Annotated in this window: 11 protein-coding genes; 9 read left to right on the top strand and 2 right to left on the bottom strand. The window is 62.4% G+C overall.

Translation table 11 applies throughout. The features are described 5' to 3' along the window. Positions 1-13 precede the first annotated feature (13 nt). Positions 14-5,626, bottom strand: coding sequence for a putative Ig domain-containing protein (locus HU742_RS13505; protein ID WP_186642800.1), 5,613 nt, complete (start codon positions 5,624-5,626; stop codon positions 14-16). Positions 5,627-5,929: 303 nt separating this feature from the next. Here HU742_RS13505 and HU742_RS13500 point away from each other — a divergent pair, with 303 nt between their 5' ends. From HU742_RS13500 to hemN, 3 genes are all read left to right on the top strand, one after another. Continuing rightward, positions 5,930-6,373, top strand: a complete 444-nt coding sequence (locus HU742_RS13500; RefSeq protein ID WP_186642799.1) for a CopD family copper resistance protein — start codon at positions 5,930-5,932, stop codon at positions 6,371-6,373. A gap of 84 nt (positions 6,374-6,457) precedes the next feature. Further along, a complete protein-coding gene (locus HU742_RS13495; protein ID WP_186642798.1) occupies positions 6,458-7,813 on the top strand; it encodes an oxygen-independent coproporphyrinogen III oxidase in 1,356 nt (451 codons plus the stop codon). Further along, positions 7,810-9,198, top strand: a complete 1,389-nt coding sequence (hemN, locus tag HU742_RS13490) for an oxygen-independent coproporphyrinogen III oxidase (RefSeq protein WP_186642797.1) — start codon at positions 7,810-7,812, stop codon at positions 9,196-9,198. Before HU742_RS13495 ends, hemN begins: the two co-directional genes overlap by 4 nt. Positions 9,199-9,467: 269 nt before the next feature. Here hemN and HU742_RS13485 read toward each other — a convergent pair whose 3' ends face one another. Continuing rightward, positions 9,468-12,125: an excinuclease ABC subunit UvrA gene (locus HU742_RS13485; protein WP_186642796.1), complete on the bottom strand. Its 2,658-nt coding sequence runs from the start codon at positions 12,123-12,125 to the stop codon at positions 9,468-9,470. A 153-nt stretch (positions 12,126-12,278) separates the two neighbouring features. Here HU742_RS13485 and nosR point away from each other — a divergent pair, with 153 nt between their 5' ends. From nosR to HU742_RS13455, 6 genes are read left to right on the top strand one after another with little or no spacing between them, the layout of a single operon-like run. Beyond that, entirely contained in the window at positions 12,279-14,429 is a 2,151-nt protein-coding gene (nosR, locus tag HU742_RS13480) for a transcriptional regulator NosR (RefSeq protein WP_186642962.1), read from the top strand. Positions 14,430-14,483: 54 nt separating this feature from the next. Next, entirely contained in the window at positions 14,484-16,403 is a 1,920-nt protein-coding gene (nosZ, locus tag HU742_RS13475; RefSeq protein ID WP_186642795.1) for a TAT-dependent nitrous-oxide reductase, read from the top strand. 26 nt (positions 16,404-16,429) lie between these two features. Next, positions 16,430-17,743, top strand: a complete 1,314-nt coding sequence (locus tag HU742_RS13470) for a nitrous oxide reductase family maturation protein NosD (protein ID WP_186642794.1) — start codon at positions 16,430-16,432, stop codon at positions 17,741-17,743. After that, positions 17,740-18,657, top strand: coding sequence for an ABC transporter ATP-binding protein (locus HU742_RS13465; protein WP_186642793.1), 918 nt, complete (start codon positions 17,740-17,742; stop codon positions 18,655-18,657). The genes HU742_RS13470 and HU742_RS13465 overlap by 4 nt, the downstream gene beginning before the upstream one ends. Next, on the top strand, positions 18,654-19,484 hold the full coding sequence (locus tag HU742_RS13460; protein ID WP_186632822.1) for an ABC transporter permease: 831 nt from the start codon (positions 18,654-18,656) through the stop codon (positions 19,482-19,484). Before HU742_RS13465 ends, HU742_RS13460 begins: the two co-directional genes overlap by 4 nt. 29 nt (positions 19,485-19,513) lie before the next feature. Then, positions 19,514-20,041 carry a nitrous oxide reductase accessory protein NosL gene (locus tag HU742_RS13455; protein WP_186642792.1) on the top strand — a complete coding sequence of 176 codons (528 nt, stop codon included), beginning with the start codon at positions 19,514-19,516 and terminating at the stop codon, positions 20,039-20,041. Positions 20,042-20,208 lie beyond the last annotated feature (167 nt).

Here is a 20,208-nt window from a genome sequence, read left to right as displayed (position 1 = left end):
CAGCCCCCATCACTCAGGCAGTGAAGTCACTGGCGTGCAGCTCCTTGACGCCAACCAGTTCGAACTCGAACTCGGCGGTGGCGTCGGCGTCGATGCTGCCGTAGAGGATGCCGTCGACGAAGCGCAGTTGGCCGGTGGCGTTGGTGGCGTCAAAGGCGTTGCTGCCGATGAAGTTGAACGCATCGACATTGGCGGTCAGCGGGTTGGCGTCCAGGCCGGTGAAATCCAGTTTATCGAGCTCCGTCGTCTTGAAACCGTTGATCACATCGCGCGCCGCGCCGACGCCCATGTCCGACAGCGCACCAAACGCATAAGTATCCGCGCCCGTGCCGCCGGTGAGGTTGTCAGTGCCGGCACCGCCGATCAGGCGGTCGTCGCCCGAGCCGCCCACCAAGGTGTCGTTGCCCGCGCCGCCGTTGAGGATGTTCCCGGCACTGTTGCCCGACAGGGTGTCCGCATAGGCGCTGCCCGTCAGGTTCTCGATGAACTTCAGCGTGTCGAGCCCCGAGCCCACGGTGTTTTGTTGCGCGGAGGTCGACAGGTTCACGGTCACCCCGGCCGACGCGCGCTCGAACGACGCCGTGTCATTGCCATCGCGCCCGTCGAGGATGTTGTCGCCAGCACCGGCGAACAGCGTATTGCCCAGCGCATTGCCGATCCCGTTGGCAGCGCCCGCATTATCGATGTACAAGTTCTCGACATTGTTGCCCAGCGTGTAGGTGGCCAGGCTGCTGTGGACGCTGTCGATACCGCCGGACACCGGATTGCTGCTGGTCTCGATCACCGTATCGCTGGTGTTGTCGACATAGTAGGTGTCGTTACCGTCGCCACCGCTCATGCTGTCGGCCCCCGCAGCGCCATTGAGCACGTTGTTGGCGGCGTTGCCGGTGATGAAGTTGCGACGCTCGTTGCCGGTCCCGTCGATGTCCGACACGCCGGTCAATACCAGGTTTTCCAGGTTGGCGCCGAGCGTCCAGCTGACCGACGCCTGGACCGTATCGATCTGCGAGGTCGAGGTGTTGGTTTCCACCACGCTGTCGAATGCGTTGTCGACGACGTAGATGTCGTTGCCATCGCCACCGGTCAACGAGTCGGCACCCAAGTCGCCGTCCAGTATGTCGTTGCCGGAACTGCCCACCAGCGTGTCCGCCTGATCGGTGCCGGAGATCTTTCCGCCTTCATTCTGCGCGCCGTCGAAAATATCCTGGACGCTGTTGTTGTCGTTGGGGTTGCCCTGGAAACCGAGGTCACCTGCGATGTAGTCCGCCAGGCGCTGGCCGACGATTTCCGCCGACTCCTCATGCAGATGCCAGACGTCGTCGGGATACACCAGCGGGTCGACTTCGTAGCGCAGCGGCAGATCGGTGTAATCCACCGCCAGCTTCACATCGGCGCGCTCGGCCGCGATGGCTTCCTGGGTGGCGCGGACATAGCCGACGCCCGCGACGATGGCGGCGATCTTCTCTTCCGAGTAGCCACGGGCACGCGCCGCGTCCTGCTCGTAGTGACCGGTCTCCATCATGTACACATTGAAATTGCCAAACTGGGCGTGCAGGTAATCGAAGACCTTCAGCGTCGCCGCCTTGTAGGCCGCCGCTGCCGCTTCCTTGTCCGTGGCGCGGGCGATTTCCTGGGCGGCTTCCTCGCCCTGGCCCCAGACAATGCCCATCGTGACGTTGTCGATGGATTTCAGCTCCGTGAGCTGGTCGCGCAGCAACGTCACCGCACGCAACAGCGCCGGCCCGGGTTGGTTGGTGTCGGTCAACCACCAGCACAATTTCAACTCTTCGGCGCCGAGCGTCGACAAGCCGTTGACCGTGCTGCCACCCACCGCAATGTCGATGCCGTTGCCGTCGGCATCGCTGAACTGGCTGCGCACGTCGTAGGTGGTGTATTTGTTCAGGTCGTTGACCAGCATCGAGGTGCCGGACTGATCGTCGTCTTCGCTCATGCGCAGCAGGCGCGCGTTGGATTGGCCGAGCGTCGGCAGGTAAAGAATGTCCTGCTGGGCGCGCTCGCCGAAGACGAAATCATCGGCGGTCAGGGTGTTGAGGTAGTTGCCGTTCAGGGCGATCTCGAAGCGATTGCCATCGGCGTCGGCCTGGCTCGACTTGACGTAAGTCTTGTCGCCGGCCGCGTTCAAGGTCATGTAGAGCGTGCCATTGCTGCCATCGCCCAGGCCGAGGAAACCCAGCCCGGACACGTCGATCTTGTCGACGCCCGCGGTGAAGTCGTAGATCGTGTCCGTGGCGGTGACGCCTCCGGTGTCGTAGTCGCGGTAGCTGTCGGACAGGTTGTTGTAGCGGAACGTGTCGCCGCCGTCGCCGCCATACAGCGAGTCGCGCCCGGCACCGCCATCGACGATGTCGGCACCGGTGCCGGCCTTGATGGTGTCGTTACCACCCAGGCCCAGGATCAGGTCCGCGCCGGCCGTGCCGTTCAGGCTCTCGGCATTGGCCGTGCCGGTGATGGTGTTGGCGGGGGCATCGGCCACCACCAGGGCGAAGCTGTCGCTGACCGATGCCCCCGACGGATCGGTGGCCTTGACCAGTACGTCATAGTTGCCCGACGCGGTGCTGGTGGGCGTGCCACTGAAGGTCAGGTTGCTGGCATTGAAGCTCAGCCATGAGGGCAGGGCGCTGCCGTTGGCGAGGGTCGCGGTGTAGGTCAGCACATCCTGGTTGGCGTCGGTGAAGCTATTGCTCGCCACGGTGTAGCTGAATGGCGTGCTTTCGCTGGTGTTCTGGTCCAGGAGCGGGATGACCACCACCGGCGCCACGTTGGTCGGGGTGTTCTGGTCGGCGAAGACAAAATGACTGGCCGTCAGGCTGCTGACGAAGTTGCCCGCCATGGATATTTCGAAGCGGTTGCCATTGGCATCGACCGTTAGGTCCTTGAGGTAGGTACGGTTGGTCGATGCGCTGTAACTGACCTGCAGCGTGCCATTGAGCCCGTTGCCCAGCCCGGTGTAGCCCAGGGCCGAGACGTCGATCTTGTCGGCGGCCACGTCGAAATCGAGGATCTGGTCACTGGCGCTGGTGGAGCTTGTCCGGTAGCTGTCGAGCTTGGAGGTGTAGCGGAACACATCGGCGCCGGTGCCACCGGTGAGTTTGTCCACGCCGGTGCCGCCCACCAGAATGTCGTTGCCGGCTGCGCCATTGATCGTGTCGTTACCCGCGCCGCCGAAAATCTGCTCGTTGGCCACGGTGCCGGTCAGCGTGTCGTTGTTCGGCGTGCCATTGATCACCACGGAACTGGGCACGTCTTGCACGGCCAGGGTGAAGCTGTCGCTGACGGTAGCGTTGCTGCCGTCGGTTGCGGTGACTTGGATCGAGTAGGTGCCCGACGCCGTGTCCGGTGGCGTACCGCTGAAGGTGCGCGTGGCGGCATCGAATGTCAGCCAATTGGGCAAGGCATTGCCATCGGCCAGCTTGGCGGTGTAGCTGAGGGTGTCATTGTCCGGGTCGGTGAAACTGGTGGCAGGCACCACGTAGCTGAACGGTGTTTTTTCATTCGCGTTCTGGTCTAGCAAGGGCGTGGCCAGCACCGGCGCCTGGTTGGTCGGCGACGAGGTGGCGAAGACGAAGTTGGCGCTGGTCAGGGTGTTGAGGTAATTGCCGTCCAGGGCCACTTCGAAGCGGTTGCCATTGGCATCGGCCTCCAGCGACTTGATATAGGTCTTGGTGCCGGCACTGTTGAGAACCAGGTAGACGGTGTTGTTCTTGCCGTCGCCCAGGCCGGTGAAACCCATGGCGGAAAGGTCGATCTTGTCGGCGCCGATGTCGAAATCGGTGATCAGGTCTCCGAGGTTGGCGCCACCGGTATTGTAGTTGCGGTAGCTGTCCATGCGATTGGCGAACACGAAGGTATCCGCCCCGGCGCCGCCGGTGAGGGTATCCATGCCGGCGCCGCCGTTGAGTTTGTCGCCGCCCGCGCCGCCACTGAGGCTGTCATTGCCGGCCAGGCCGAGCAGGGTGTCGGCCGCATCGGTGCCCAGCAACGAGTCGCTGCCGGCGGTGCCGGTGATCACCCGGTTGAAGATGAAGTTGTCCGCCGTCAGGGTGCTTGCCAGGTTGCCCGAGAGAATCAGCTCGAAGCGATTGCCGCTGCCGTCGGCGTCGTAATCCTTGATGTAGGTGCGGTCGCTGCTGGCGTTGTAGCTGACTTGCAAGGTGCCGCCACGGCCATTGCCCAGGCCGGTAAAGCCGAGGTCGGCGAGGTCGATCTTGTCCTGGGTGACGTCGAAATCGGTGATGGTGTCATCGAAGCTTGCGGTTGCATTGCGGTAGCTGTCGGACTGGCTGGCGAAGCGGAACACATCCGCGCCTGTGCCGCCGGTGAGTTTGTCGACGCCCGCGCCGCCCACCAGGATGTCGCTGCCAGCCGCGCCGTTGATGGTGTCGTTGCCGGCTGCGCCGTAGAAGATCTCGCTGGCGCTGGTGCCCGTCAGGATGTCATTGCCCGCCGTGCCTTGAACCGTGGTCATCGGCACCGTGGCGCTGACGTAGCTGCCGTCGCCGTAGACCAGCGTGGCGCCCTTGCTGGTGTGGCTGATGGTGTTGGCGATGATTGCGTTGCGATCGGTGCCGTCTTCGTTGCGCTCGGCGACGCCGTAGGTGGAAAGGTTGCTGCCGCTGATGACGTTGCCCTGGATCAGGTTGTCGCTGCCGTTGAAGTACTTGCCGGACACCCCAAGCGTGTCGTCGTAGGACTGGATGATGATTTCCGGGACCGCACTGCCCAACGCATTGTTGTTGAGCGTGTTGTCGAGGACCTCGACGTGATTGCTGCCGTAGATACGGACCCCGGCGCTGGCGTTGTCGTGGATGTCGACGCCAGTGACGGTCACGTCGCTGGACAGTTTGATCAGCACGCCTTCGGCGCCGTTGCCGTACACCTCGCCGCCGGTGATGGTGATGTTGCTGGGCGAGGGGATGTCTTCGCTGCCCCGCTGCACCACGATGCCGTTGCCGCCGTTGTTGTAGGCGACGTTGTTGGTGAGGGTGAAGTCGTGGGTGCTGGTGACGACGTTGAAGCCGTGGCGGTCGTTGTCGTAGGCGACGTTATTTTCGAACGTGCTGTCGCTGAGGAAGTCGGCAACGAACCCATCCAGGCCGTTGCCGTGGGACACGCTGTTCTTGATGACCATGTTGACGGTCTGCTCGTGGGGGTCGAAGCCGTACCCGGAGCAGTCCTTGATCTCGACGCTGTCGAGGGTGACGTTGGAATCGTAGCCTTCTTCGCCGGGGATATAACCGTTGAACCAGCCGTCCACCTTGCCGGTGGTGGCGTCGCGGTTACCGTCGATGGTGAGGTTGCTGACGCCGAAATCGTGGGTTTCCTCGCCGTAGGCCGAGCGAATAATGCCGGTGATCTTGGCGTCGGAGCCGTCGGCCAGCTTGACCGTGGTGTCGCCCATGCCGTCGCCGTACAGGTAGACGTTGCTCTTGAGCATCAGGCAGCCATCGGAAGGTTCCTCTCCCCCCGAAACGATGTAGGTTCCGGTCGGCATGTACACCTGACCGCCGCCCGCGGCCGCTGCCGCATCGATCGCACTTTGAATGGCCGCCGTGTCGTCAGTAACGCCATCTCCTTTGGCGCCAAAATTTTGTACATTGAAAATCATGGACTTATCTCCGTATCAGGCTCAAAACCTCATTGGCTGCCAATATTCCATCAGCGACCTCGGTGTTAAGACCCAGCGGAGCGAAAAAGTTGTGACCGCACATCGGCGAAGTGTCAAAAAACTGGATGATCTGATCGGCGGTTGTCTCGATCCTGCCGATGTGTAACGTTTTGTTGACGCTTTTTGACGATCAACGGTGGAATGGATGAGCCCGTGCTTTCCTTGATTGGCATCAACCTCCCCATGCTCGACCGGCGTTAGCCTTGGATAAAGGCAGCGCCCCAAGTGCCGCCGGGGAGCCTCATGACGTATCTGCTGTTTCTGACCTTGCACCTGTTCGCCGCGCTGATCTTCATTGGCACGGTGTTCTTCGAGGTGCTGTTCCTGGAAAGCATCCGCCAACAACTGCCCACCAAAGTGATGGTTCTGCTTGAGCAGGGCATCAGCCGGCGTGCCCGACAATTGATGCCCTGGGTATTGCTGGTGTTGTTCGGCGCGGGCGTGGCAATGGTCTGGCTGCGTTACCGGGCGGTGCTGGCGTCGCCATTGCAATCGTCGTTTGGCGTGTTGCTTGGGTTGAAGATCCTCCTGGCGGCCAGTGTGCTGGGGCATTTCCTCTGGGCGATGTGGCTGTTTCGAAGCGGGCGCATGAAGGCCGGTTACGTCCGATTCATCCATGCCAGCGTCTTCTTGCATCTGGTCGCGATCGTGCTGTTGGCCAAGGGCATGTTTTACCTCAATGGGTAGAGCGAGCAGGGCGCTTGATACAGGTCAAGGTGGCCGCGTGGGATAAGCCTGACACTGTTGTCGCGCAGCCACTCGGAGATCGTCATGTTCGACCTGTTTCATACCCTCGATGAGTCTGCGCCAGCGGTTGCGCAGGCGGATTGCCCGATCGGTGCGCGTAAATTCCACCCTGGCATCGGCTCGCTCGACCTGCTCAGGGGGTTACGCTCCAGTCGGCAAAAGCGCCGGCCCCTGTCGCTGACGGTGCATTTGCCGTCGCGCTTGAGGTTGGCCTCCTGCTCGACCCTGGCCAGCGTGTGCCGATGTGGGGAAATCGACGGCTATCTGCAACGCCTGACCTATGAGATGGGCCTGGTTGCCTGTCACCTGGGCTCGGGGCGGCGGGTCGAGCAGTTCTGCCTGACCGGCGGAACGCCGGTGATTACGCACCTGCAAAGGTTGATGAGCGACCTGCGCAAGCGTTTCGATTTCTGCGAAAGCGGTGACCACAGCATCGAAGTCGACTTGCACCATACCGACTGGTCGACCATGGGGCTGATCCGCGACCAGGGTTTCACCCATGTCAGCATCGGCGTTCCGGACATCGGGCGCGACAGCGAGTTGTCCGTCGATTGCTACCAGAACCCAGCCCCGATTCACTCGCTGATCGATGCGGCGCGGACCTTTGGTTTTCGCTCGATCAGCATTGACTTGGGCTACGGTCATGCCTGGCAGACTCCCCAAAGTTTCGCCCAGAAACTGGCCACATTGATCGAGCTGGAACCGGATCGCCTGTACGTCTTCGATTACGCCCGCGCGCCTTATCGCTACCGTTCCAAGAACGCCTCAGAGGTCGGAGCCTTTTGCAGCGAGACCGACAAGGGCGCGATGCGTCGCAGCTGCTGCGAACAGCTGCTCGAGGCCGGTTACCACTACATCGGCCTGGGGCAGTTTGTCCGGGCTGACGATGACCTAGCGGTCGCCCAGGAACATGGGCGCCTGCATCGCAACTGCCAGGGTTTCACCCGTCACGGTTGCTGCGATCATGTGGGTTTCGGCTTGTCGGCCATCACCCAGATCGAGCACCTGTACGTGCAGAACACCGACGACCTGCTCCAGTACTGCCAGCAACTCGATGCCGGGCAATTACCCGTGTGCCGTGGCTGGCGTTGTGAGGCGCAGGACTTGATCGGGGCCACGGTCACCGAGCAGTTGTCGTGTGACCTGGAGCTGGATATCCCAGCGGTTGAAAGGCGTTTCGGCCTGGTGTTTCGCGAGTATTTCGCAGGCGTCTGGCCTTTGTTGGAACAGTTGCACGTTCAGGGATTGATCGAGCTGTCGAGCCGTTTCATCGGCATCCTGCCCGCTGGGCGCCTGAGCGTAGACGCGATCTGCAACCTGTTCGACCCGGAAGCTGCGGGCGCGGGCCTACACTATTTTGAAAAGTTGAACCCTTCATGAACGCAGCCACCGGTTTCAATCGCGCCCTGGTCGAAAAATATGATCGCCCGGGGCCACGCTATACGTCCTATCCCACCGCGCCGCAATTTCACCAAGCGTTCGCCCTGGATGAATACCGCCAGGCGGCCGGGCGCAGCCACCTGGCGCAGGTACCCAAGCCGCTCTCGGTGTATATCCATATCCCGTTCTGCCAGAGCCTTTGCTACTACTGCGCCTGCAACAAGATCATCACGCGCAAGACCCATCGCGCCGTCGAGTATCTGACGTACCTCAAGCGCGAGATCGCCTTGCAAGCCGCCTTGTTCGAGCGCTCGCGCAAGTTGACCCAACTGCACCTGGGCGGAGGCACGCCGACTTACCTGACCCATGAACAACTGGCTGACCTGATGGACTGCCTGCACCAGTCATTCGACATGGACGACAGTGACGACCATGAGTTTTCCATCGAGGTCGATCCCCGCACGGTAGATGCCGAACAGATCCAAGGCTTGCGTCGCCTTGGCTTCAACCGCCTGAGCTTCGGCATCCAGGATTTCGATGCGCAAGTGCAGGCCGCGGTCAATCGGGTGCAAAGCGAAGCCCAGGTCACCGAGCTGGTAGAGGCGGCCCGGCTGGCTCGATTCAAGTCGATCAGCGTCGATCTGATCTACGGCCTGCCGCTGCAAACCCTGGCCAGTTTCGATGTCACCTTGGGCAAAATCATCGCCTTGCGCCCTGACCGGATCGCCGCGTACAGCTACGCGCACCTGCCGCAACGGGTGAGGGCGCAACGGATGATCCGGCCCGAAGACATGCCGCCACCCGAACGTAAGCTGGAGCTGCTGGAACTGACCATTAACCGGCTGACCGCGGCCGGTTACGTCTACATCGGCATGGATCACTTCGCCTTGCCGGACGACGAGCTGGTACGTGCCCGTTCCCGGGGGACCTTGCAGCGTAATTTTCAGGGCTATTCCACCCATGCCGACTGCGACCTGATTGGCCTGGGCGTGTCTTCAATCGGCAAGGTCGGTGACAGCTACAACCAGAACGTCAAGGAGCTTTCCCAATACTACGCGTGGCTGGACCAGGGCTTGTTGCCAGTGCAACGGGGCTACCACCTGAGCGATGACGACCGCTTGCGGCGCGAAGTGATCAGCGAATTGATGTGCCACGGACGGATTGATTTCGGTCGGATCGAAGCGGGTCATGGCATCCACTTTGCCGAGTACTTCGCTGACGCGCTGGAGCGGCTCCAGGAGTTGGTGGGCGATGGATTATTGGAGATCCATGAGGACTCGCTGGTGTTGTTGCCCCAGGGGCAACTGATGATGCGCAACGTGGCCATGGCGTTCGATGCGTACCTGGCGGGAGAGCAGACGGTGCAGTATTCGCGCACGGTTTGACCCAGCGGGAGCAAGCTCTCATGGAACAAATTACAACCAACTGATTTTTAAGGCTAAAAATACATACCGATCGTTCCCGCGCTCCTGCGTGGGAATGTCGCCAGGGACGCTCCGCGTTCCGCTTCTGGCGGGTGACGCAGAGCGTCACGGGATGCATTCCCACGCAGAGCGTGGGAACGATCAAAAAACCGACATCTCGTAGACGTCGCTCCAGTTCCCTGCGCGACAGCGCAGCGCCGAAGACGCGGCGGCCGCTCCCTCGCCACGGTTCAGTGTTTCGGCTGCAAAGCCCTCGCCAGAAACGGTGCCGTGCGGCTTTCCCGACACGCCGCGACCGCCTCCGGTGTGCCGCAGACCACGACTTTGCCACCTTGCGTCCCCGCACCCGGGCCGATGTCGATGACCCAGTCGCTCTGGGCCACGACGCGCATGTCATGCTCGACCACCACCACGCTGTGGCCTTCGTCCACCAGACGGTTCAATTGCACCAGCAAGCGATCGACGTCCTGGGGATGCAAGCCGTTGGTGGGCTCGTCCAGCACATATAGCGTCGCGCCCCGGGCCTTGCGTTGCAGTTCCGTTGCCAGTTTGATCCGCTGGGCCTCGCCGCCAGACAGTTCGGTGGCCGGTTGGCCGAGGCGCAGATAGCCCAGGCCAATGTCATGCAGCACTTGCAACGAGCGCCGCGCCGATGCTTGGCCGGCGAAGACCTCGAGCGCCTGGTCCACGGTCAGTTGCAGCACTTGGGCGATGTTCAAGCCCTGCCAGATCACCTCCAGGGTCTGCGGGTTGTAGCGGGCGCCATGGCACGTAGGGCAGGGGGCGTACACGCTTGGCATGAACAACAATTCCACGCTGACGAAACCTTCGCCTTCACAGGTTTCGCAGCGGCCTTTGGCGACGTTGAACGAAAACCGTCCGGCATCGAATCCCAGCGCTGTTGCCTGTTCGGTAGCGGCGAAGAGTTTGCGCACGTAGTCGAACAGTCCGGTGTAGGTGGCGAGGTTGGAGCGAGGCGTGCGGCCGATGGGTTTCTGGTCGACCTGCACCAGTCGCTTGATCGCATCGAGCCCGGCGGTGACATGGCCGCCACTGGTTTGCACGGGTTCGTCTTCCAGGCTTTGTTCATCGGTCTCGGCGGTGGGGCCGGCCTGGCCCAGGTGAGCGCCTATCAGGTCAAGCAAGGCCTGGCTGACGAGGCTGGATTTACCTGAGCCCGAAATGCCGGTCACCGCCGTGAAACAGCCGAGGGGAAAGGCCGCGCTCAGGTTCTCGAGGTTGTTGCGGGTGATGCCTTCAAGGCGCAACCAGCCCTTGGGTTCACGCGGGGGGCGCGCGGCGGCAAGGCTGTCCGAGAAAAGATAGGCGCGGGTCCGGGACTCAGGCACTTGGCCAAGGCCTTCAGGTGGCCCGCTGTAGAGGATTTTTCCGCCTTGCTCACCCGCATCGGGACCGACGTCGATGAGCCAGTCGGCGCGGCGCATGGTGTCCAGGTCGTGCTCGACCACGAACACCGAATTGCCCGCCGCCTTCAGGCGCTGCAAGGCGCCGAACAACGCTTCGCTGTCGGCTGGGTGCAAGCCGGCGGAGGGTTCATCCAGCACGTAGATCACCCCGAACAACTGGGAGTTGAGCTGGGTGGCCAGGCGCAGGCGCTGCAGTTCACCGGAGGACAGCGTCGGCGTGCTGCGCTCCAAGGCCAGGTAGCCGAGGCCGAGGTCGATCAGCGTGGTGATCCGCTCCAACAGCTCGGCGGCGATGCGCTGGGCGGCCAGGCGTTTTTCCAGGGACAGGTTGGGTGTGTGGCGCGCGTCCGGTCCGCCCGCGTGGGGATTTTCGCCCCGGGCGGCACGTTGCTCGCGGGCTTCACGGGTCTGGCGGTGGCTGAGGACGTCGCTGGGTTCTTCAGGCTGACGCAGGTAGTCGGGCGCGGCGACACCCTTGAGCACTTCGGCCAATTCCAGCAATGGCAGGTGCGACAGTTCGGCGATGTCCAGGCCGGCGAACGTCACCGTCAGTGCCTGGCGCTTGAGGCGTTTGCCCTCGCACACCGGGCAGGGGCTGGCGCGCATGTATTGGGCCACGCGCTTGCGCATCTGGGCGCTTTGCGAATGCATGAAGGTGTGCAGCAGGTAGCGCCGGGCGCCGCTGAAGGTGCCCTGGTAGCTGGGTTCGAGCTTGCGCTTGAGCGCTTCGCGGGTCTGGGCCGGGGTGAGCCCGGCGTACACCGGGACGGTCGGCGTTTCTTCGGTGAACAGGATCCAGTCGCGCTGTTTCTTTGGCAGGTCGCGCCAGGGAATATCGACGTCATAACCCAGGGTCACCAGGATATCCCGCAGGTTCTGGCCTTGCCACGCCATCGGCCAGGCCGCCACCGCGCGTTCGCGGATGGTCAACGAAGGATCGGGCACCATGGACGCTTCGGTCACCTCATAGACCCGTCCCAAGCCGTGGCATTGCGCGCAAGCACCCTGCGGCGTGTTGGGCGAGAAGTCTTCGGCATACAGCATCGGCTGGTCGGCCGGGTAGCTGCCGGCGCGGGAATAGAGCATGCGGATCAGGCTCGACAAGGTGGTGACGCTGCCCACCGAGGAGCGCGCGCTGGGCGTGCCGCGTTGCTGCTGCAAGGCCACCGCTGGCGGCAGGCCTTCGATGCTGTCCACGTCCGGCACGCCCACCTGGTCGATCAGGCGCCGCGCGTAGGGCGCGACCGATTCGAAATAGCGCCGCTGGGCTTCGGCATAAAGCGTGGAGAAAGCCAGTGACGACTTGCCGGAACCCGACACGCCGGTGAACACCACGAGTGCATCGCGAGGGATGTCGACGTCGACATTCTTGAGGTTGTGTTCGCGGGCGCCTCGCACCCGGACGAACCCGGTACTTGCAGGCAATGAAGCGGTTGATTCGGGGCTGGTGCGAGCGGGCATTGAGCGTTCCTTGTGTGCGTCGGTGCAATGCGGTGGAGCAATGATAACCGCCGCAAGTTGATTTCAATCAAGGGCCCAGGCAAGGGACGGCCCCCACAATGATCGCCAAGATCCTGTCTTCAAGCCCTGGCGCTCATGACCCGTCCCTTTGTGATGTTGCACCCATCCCGCTCCTGGCTCCCCGGGCTGTTTGTTGTACTGCTGATGTTTGCGGGAATCGTCCAGGCCAAGGACTACGGTGACATCCAGCAACAGCGCATCCACCACGTCCTGGGTCAGGTCGACTCGACTTCCGGGCCCGAAGGCCCATTCAAGGTTCGCAAGCTCTCCACCGCCGGCAAGGTCCTGGGTTACGTCTTCCAGAGCCTGGATGTGGTGGACATTCCGGCGTACTCCGGCAAGCCAATCAACGTACAGGTGATCCTCGATCCCGCCGGGGTGATTCTCGACGCCTACGTGTTGGAACACCATGAACCGATCCTGCTGATCGGCATAGCTGAAGAAAAACTCCACGCCTTCAGCGCGCGCTACAGCGGCATCAACGTCAACCGGCGCGTCGTAGTGGGGCATTCCAGCGATCCGAGTGCGGTGACAGTCGATGCCATCGCTGGCGCTACCGTGACCGCCATGGTGGTCAACGAAGTCATCATGCGCGCGGCCCACGACGTGGCGGTGTCCCTGGGATTGGTCAAGGGTGATGCAGGGCTGGCCCTTGCCCCCGCGCGGGTGCGTAGCGATATTTTCCAGCCTGCCGATTGGACGACCTTGACCGGCAACGGCGCGATCCGGCGCCTGCACCTGACTCGTAGCCAGGTCGATGCATCATTCAAAGGCACCGAAGCCGAGCAGGTTGAAACCGCCAGCGGCGAGCAAGTCAATGACACGTTCATCGACCTCTACGTCACGCACCTGAACGCGCCCACCATCGGCCGCAACCTGCTGGGCGAGACGCAGTACCGCACGTTGATGACCGAACTCAAACCGGGCGAACAGGCGATCGCGGTGATGGGCAGCGGTCGCTATTCCTTCAAGGGTTCGGGCTACGTGCGTGGCGGCATTTTCGACCGCGTGCAGTTACGCCAGTCCGGCGACACCATCAGCTTTCGCGACCTGGATTTCCAACGCCTGAATGACGTGGCGATGGATGACATGCCGGACTTCGATGAAATGGCGATTTTCATTATCCGCGCCTCCCACCGTTTCGACCCCGGCGCGCCTTGGAGCCTGGAGCTGCTGGTGCGTCGCCAGACCGGGCCGGTCAGCGGCACCTTCAGCAGTTTCGAGTTGAGCTACCAACTGCCCGAGCCTTACCTGGAACGGCCGCTGCCCACTCCCGAGCAACTGGCGGCAGCCGAGGAGGCCAGCCGGCCGATGTGGCTGACCCTCTGGTATCAGAAAAGCGTCGAGATTTCGGCGCTCGGGGCGGCCTTGCTGGTGCTGACAGCGATCCTGTTTTTCCAAGACTCATTGGCCCGGCGGCCGGCGCTGCTGCACTGGGTGCGTCGCGCTTACCTGGCATTCACCGTGGTGTTCCTGGGCGGCTTTGCGCTGGCGCAGTTGTCGGTGGTCAACGTGCTGACCTTCATCCATGCCCTGTTCGAAGACTTCCGTTGGGAGCTGTTCCTCAGCGATCCGCTGATTTTCATCCTGTGGGTGTTTACCGCCGCCAGCATCCTGCTCTGGGGGCGCGGCGTGTTCTGTGGTTGGCTCTGCCCGTTCGGCGCGCTGCAAGAGCTGATCAACGAGCTGGCGCGCAAGTTCAAGGTGCCGCAATACGAGCTGCCATTCGCCGTCCATGAACGGCTGTGGGCGATCAAATACATCATTTTGCTGGTGCTGTTCGGCGTCTCGCTGGAATCGATGTCCGGCGCCGAGCGGCTGGCCGAAGTGGAGCCGTTCAAGACCGCCATCACCCTCAAGTTCGACCGCCAGTGGTGGTTCGTCGCGTACGCGGCGGGGCTGCTGGTCATCAACCTGTTCACCCGCAAAGTCTATTGCCGCTACGTCTGCCCGCTGGGCGCGGCCCTGGCGATGCCGACCCGTTTGCGACTGTTCGATTGGCTCAAGCGCCGCAAGGAATGCGGCAACCCTTGCCAGCTGTGCGCCAAGGAATGCGAGATCCAGGCGATCCACCCTGATGGCCGGATCAACGCCAATGAATGCCATTACTGCCTCGACTGCCAGATGACCTGGCACAACGAAAACAAATGCCCGCCGTTGATCAACAAGCGCAAGAAGCGCAGCAAGGCGACGGCCACTGACCCGCAACGGATCCCCGTGGTGCAGGTGGATCCGACGCCCTGAGCGCTGCGGACGACCTGGCCCTGACCCTTTCATTCTTCACGGAGCACACACAGCATGAGCGATAAAAAACTCCCAACGCCTGACGCAGTGCAAGAGCCCAGGGGCGTCAGCCGCCGCAGTTTTCTCGGCACCGGCGCGGTCACCGGCGCGGTGCTGGCCGGCGCCACCGCATTGGGGGCGGGGACATTCACCCGAGAGTCCTGGGCGGCGGCCGCCAAGGAAGCCAAGTCCAAGGTCCACGTCGGGCCCGGGGAGCTGGACGAATACTACGGCTTTTGGAGTGGCGGCCACCAAGGCGAGGTGCGGGTGCTGGGCGTACCGTCGATGCGCGAGCTGATGCGTATCCCGGTGTTCAACGTCGACTCGGCCACGGGGTGGGGCCTGACCAACGAGAGCAAGCGCATCCTGGGGGACAGCGCCAAGTACCAGAACGGTGACTGCCACCATCCGCACATCTCCATGACCGACGGCAAGTACGACGGCAAATACCTGTTCATCAATGACAAGGCCAACTCCCGGGTCGCGCGCATTCGCCTGGATATCATGAAGTGCGACAAGATCCTCACCGTGCCCAACGTCCAGGCTATCCACGGCCTGCGCCTGCAAAAGGTCCCGCACACCAAATACGTATTCGCCAATGGCGAATTCGTCATCCCTCATCCCAACGACGGCAGCACGTTCGACCTCCAAGACAAGAACAGCTTCACGATGTTCAACGCCATCGACGCCGAGAAAATGGAGATGGCCTTCCAGGTCATCGTCGACGGCAACCTGGACAACACCGACGCCGACTACACCGGCAAATACGCCGCCAGTACCTGCTACAACTCCGAGAAGGCCTACGACCTGGGCGGCATGATGCGCAATGAGCGCGACTGGGTGGTGGTCTACAACATCCCGCGCATCGAGGCGGCGATCAAGGCCGGCAAGTTCATCACCCTGGACGGTTCCAAAGTGCCGGTGGTGGACGGGCGCAAGGTCAACGGCAAGGACAGCGAATTCACCCGTTATATTCCAGTGCCGAAGAACCCCCATGGCCTCAACACTTCCTCGGACGGCAAGTATTTCATCGCCAACGGCAAACTCTCGCCGACGGTCTCGATGATCGCCATCGACCGCCTGGATGACCTGTTCAACGACCGCTACAAGGACCCGCGGGAAGTGATCGTCGCCGAGCCGGAATTGGGCCTCGGGCCGCTGCACACGACCTTCGACGGGCGCGGCAACGCGTACACCACGCTGTTCATCGACAGCCAGGTGGTGAAGTGGAACATGGAAGAGGCCGTCCGCGCCTACAAGGGCGAGAAGGTCAACTACATCAAGCAGAAACTCGACGTGCAGTATCAACCCGGGCACAACCATGCCTCGCTCACCGAAACCAGCGAGGCGGACGGCAAGTGGCTGGTGGTGCTGTGCAAGTTCTCCAAGGACCGTTTCCTGCCGACCGGGCCGTTGCACCCGGAAAACGACCAGTTGATCGATATCTCCGGCGAAGAAATGAAACTGGTGCACGACGGCCCGGCGTTCGCCGAACCCCATGACTGCATCCTCGCCCGGCGCGACCAGATCAAGACTCAGAAAATCTGGAGCCGCAATGATCCGTTTTTCGCGGGCACCGTGGAGCTGGCGAAGAAGGATGGCATCAATCTGGAAACCGACAACAAGGTCATCCGCGACGGCAACCAGGTGCGGGTCTACATGACGTCCATGGCACCGGCCTATGGCCTGACGGAGTTCACCGTCAAGCAAGGCAACGAGGTGACGGTGACGATCACCAACATCGACCAGATCGAGGACGTGTCCCACGGTTTCGTCATGACCAACCACGGCGTCAGCATGGAGATCAGCCCGCAACAGACGTCGTCGATCACCTTCATCGCCGACAAGGCCGGCCTGCATTGGTACTACTGCAGCTGGTTCTGCCATGCCCTGCACATGGAAATGGTCGGGCGCATGTTGGTTGAAAAGGCCTGAGTCGGCTCAATGAGGAGACAGGCGCAATGACCGGGAATACGCAGTACCCGAAGGTTGATCGACCGGTCATTGCGCTGGTGCTTTGCCTGTTGTCGGGCGGCGCACTGGGTTCGCCGCAGCCGATCACCGACTTGCCGTTGCAGGCCGAGGGCGACCAGCAATGGCGCCTGCCCGCGGGCCAGTACCTGGGTTCTTTCAGCATCGATCAACCCATGACGCTCATCTGTGCGCCCGATGCGGTATTCCAGGGGCAGGGCGAGGGCAATGGGTTGATCATTCGCGCGCCGAACGTCGAAGTCCGGGGCTGCACGTTCCTGGATTGGGGCCATGACCTGACGGCCATGAACGCCGCCGTGTTCATCCAGCCTGCCGGCCAAGGCGCGGTGGTGCGGGCGAACCGCATGCAGGGCCAGGGCTTCGGCATCTGGGTTGATGGCACGCGGGACGTCAGCCTGATCGACAACCGCATCCAGGGCGATCCAGGTTTGCGTTCCCAGGACCGTGGCAATGGCATTCACCTGTACGCGGTGCGCGGTGCCCGGGTCATCGGCAACCACGTTCGCGACACCCGTGACGGCATCTACATCGACACCTCCAACGGCAACCTACTCCAGGGCAACACCCTGGAGGACCTGCGCTACGGGGTGCATTACATGTTCGCCAACGACAACCAACTGTTGGACAACATCACCCGGCGCACCCGCACCGGCTATGCCCTGATGCAGAGCCGCCATTTGACTGTGATCGGCAACCGCTCCGAGCAGGACCAGAACTACGGGATCCTGATGAACTACATCACTTATTCCACCCTGCGCGACAACTTCGTCACCGACGTGCGCGACGGGTCCACCGGCGACACCATGATCACCGGCGCCGAGGGCAAGGCGCTGTTCATCTACAACTCGTTGTTCAACCGCATAGAGGGCAATCATTTCGAGCGCAGCGCGGTGGGCATCCACCTCACCGCAGGCTCGGAGGACAACCGCATCGCCGGCAATGCCTTCGTCCACAACCAGCGCCAAGTCAAATACGTCGCCACGCGCCTGCAGGAATGGTCGCAGGAAGGGCGCGGCAATTACTGGAGCGACTACTTGGGCTGGGATCGCAACGGCGACGGGTTGGGGGACGTGGCTTATGAACCCAACGACAACGTCGACCGGCTGCTGTGGCTGTACCCGCAGGTTCGCCTGTTGATGAACAGTCCAGGCGTGGAAGTGTTGCGCTGGGTGCAGCGGGCGTTTCCGGTGATGAAATCTCCCGGGGTGATGGACAGCCATCCGTTGATGCAGGTGCCCAGCCAACCCCCTCAACGCAATATTGCCCAGGAGGACGCGTCTTGAACATCGTCGAAATCGAAGGCGTCAACCAGCGTTACGGCGACGTCGCCGTGCTGCATGGGCTTGACCTGACCCTGGCCCAGGGCGAAGTGCTCGGGCTGTTCGGGCACAACGGCGCGGGCAAGACCACCACCATGAAGCTGATACTCGGTTTGTTGCGCGCCAGCGAAGGCCAGGTACGGGTCTTTGGCCGCGAGCCGAGTGACCCGAACGTGCGGCGGATGCTCGGCTACCTGCCGGAAAACGTCATGTTCTATCCGCAGTTGAGCGGGCGCGAGACCTTGCAGCACTTTGCCCGGCTCAAAGGCGCGGCGCCGGAACAGGTCGAGCGGCTGTTGGCGGAAGTGGGACTGGCGGGCGCCGCCCAACGGCGCGTGCGCACTTATTCCAAGGGCATGCGCCAACGCCTGGGCCTGGCGCAAGCCTTGCTCGGCCAACCGCGCCTGCTATTGCTCGACGAACCGACCGTGGGCCTGGACCCCATCGCCACCCAGGATCTTTATCAGTTGCTCGATCGCCTGCGCTGGCAGGGCACCAGCATCATCCTTTGCTCTCACGTCTTGCCGGGCGTGGAAGCGCACATCAACCGCGCCGCGATTCTCACCCGTGGACGGCTGTTGGCCCTGGGCAGCCTGGCAAGGTTGCGGGAGGACGCGGGGCTGCCGACGCTGATCCGCGCCTCGGGCCTGTCACGAGCCGATTGGCTGCGACAGCATTGGCGCAGCGAAGGGCACGCCACCCAAGGCTGGGGCGCCGAAGGGGTCCAGGTGTCTGCCCCAGACGGCAGCAAGCTCAAATTGCTGCGCCAGTTATTGGCCCAGGATGACCCGACCGATGTCGAGATCAAGCCGCCGTCGCTGGAGGATTTGTACCGTCATTACATGGCCCGTGCAGCGGCCGAGGAGGCCAGCCAATGAACCCGATCTGGAACATGGCCCGCAAGGAATTCAGCGATGGGCTGCGCAATCGCTGGCTGTTGGCGATCAGCCTGTTGTTCGCGGTACTGGCGATCGGCATTGCCTGGCTGGGCGCCGCGGCGTCCGGCCAATTGGGTTTCACTTCGGTGCCGGCGACGGTGGCGAGCCTGGCCAGCCTGGCGACGTTCCTGATGCCCTTGATCGCGTTGTTGCTGGCCTATGACGCGATTGTCGGCGAGGACGAAAGCGGCACGTTGCTGTTGTTGCTCACTTATCCGTTGGGGCGCGGGCAATTGCTGCTGGGCAAGTTTGTCGGTCATGGCCTGATCCTGGCCCTGGCGACCTTGATCGGTTTCGGCTGCGCAATGTTGGCGATTGCCGTGTTGGTGGACGATGTGGAGCTGAGTCTGCTGCTCTGGGCCTTCGGTCGTTTCATGTTGTCCAGCACGCTGCTGGGGTGGGTATTCCTCGGATTGGCCTACGTGTTGAGTTGCCTGTCGGCGGAAAAATCCACCGCGGCCGGGCTGGCGCTGGGCGTGTGGTTTTTCTTCGTGTTGGTGTTCGACCTGGTGCTGCTGGCGCTGTTGGTGCTGAGCGAAGGTCGCTTCAGCCCGGAGCTGCTGCCCTGGTTGCTGCTGTTGAACCCGACCGATGTGTATCGGCTGATCAATGTGTCCGGGTTCGACACCGGCTCCAGCGGCGCGAGCGTGTTGACGCTGGGCAGCGATTTGCCGGTTGCCGGCCCGCTGCTGTGGCTGTGCCTGGGGCTGTGGTTGGTGATGCCGTTGTGGTTGGCCTATCGGCTGTTCAATCGCCGGTGCCCATGAGTTTCTGATCTTGATGAAGGAAGCATGTGATGAACGGGGTTTATTTCAAGGCGAGCCGTGTACTGGCTGGGGTGCTCGTATGCCTGGCGCTGGTGGCCTGCGACAAGGCTCAATCGCCACCTGCCGCCGAGGCGGCGCTGGCGTTCCATCCTGCTGATGAATGCCATGTGTGCGGCATGGTCATCACTGATTTTCCAGGGCCCAAGGGCGCGGCTGTCGGCGCCAGCGGGACGAAAAAGTTCTGCTCGCCAGCGGAAATGCTCGGCTGGTGGCTGCAGCCAGAAAACCACCGCGACGATGTCGAGCTGTATGTCCACGACATGGGTCGCAGCCATTGGAACACGCCGGACGATGCTCACCTGATCGACGCCCGGACCGCTTATTTTGTCATCGGCTCCGGCCTCGAGGGTGCCATGGGCGTCGTCCTGGCCTCGTTCTCCGACCCCAAGGCCGCTCAAAAGCTTGCCAGCGAGACGGGCGGCAAAGTCCTGCGCCTGGACGACATCGACCAGAAGCTGTTGGGGCAAGCCACCGCCATGTCGCCAATGAGCCACTGATCACCACAGGGATTTCGATTGTCTTGGGATACATAGACCGACACCGCTTTTGTGGCGAGGGAGCTTGCTCCCGCTGGACTGCGCAGCAGTCCCTTGGCTCAGCCACTGAGGTGGGGCAGGTTGACCGCGTTTGATCGTTCCCCCCGCTCTGCGTGGGAATGCATCCC

The organism is Pseudomonas marvdashtae (assembly GCF_014268655.2).
Classification (GTDB): domain Bacteria; phylum Pseudomonadota; class Gammaproteobacteria; order Pseudomonadales; family Pseudomonadaceae; genus Aquipseudomonas; species Aquipseudomonas marvdashtae.
This window is presented reverse-complemented; position numbering and strand designations above follow the sequence as displayed.

Coding starts and splice junctions, on each gene's coding strand:
- nosR (WP_186642962.1), top strand. CDS start 12,279: ATGTTGCACCCATCCCGCTCCTGGCTCCCCGGGCTGTTTGTTGTACTG.
- HU742_RS13505 (WP_186642800.1), bottom strand. CDS start 5,626: ATGATTTTCAATGTACAAAATTTTGGCGCCAAAGGAGATGGCGTTACT.
- HU742_RS13495 (WP_186642798.1), top strand. CDS start 6,458: ATGTTCGACCTGTTTCATACCCTCGATGAGTCTGCGCCAGCGGTTGCG.
- nosZ (WP_186642795.1), top strand. CDS start 14,484: ATGAGCGATAAAAAACTCCCAACGCCTGACGCAGTGCAAGAGCCCAGG.
- HU742_RS13485 (WP_186642796.1), bottom strand. CDS start 12,125: ATGCCCGCTCGCACCAGCCCCGAATCAACCGCTTCATTGCCTGCAAGT.
- HU742_RS13460 (WP_186632822.1), top strand. CDS start 18,654: ATGAACCCGATCTGGAACATGGCCCGCAAGGAATTCAGCGATGGGCTG.
- hemN (WP_186642797.1), top strand. CDS start 7,810: ATGAACGCAGCCACCGGTTTCAATCGCGCCCTGGTCGAAAAATATGAT.
- HU742_RS13455 (WP_186642792.1), top strand. CDS start 19,514: ATGAACGGGGTTTATTTCAAGGCGAGCCGTGTACTGGCTGGGGTGCTC.
- HU742_RS13470 (WP_186642794.1), top strand. CDS start 16,430: ATGACCGGGAATACGCAGTACCCGAAGGTTGATCGACCGGTCATTGCG.
- HU742_RS13500 (WP_186642799.1), top strand. CDS start 5,930: ATGACGTATCTGCTGTTTCTGACCTTGCACCTGTTCGCCGCGCTGATC.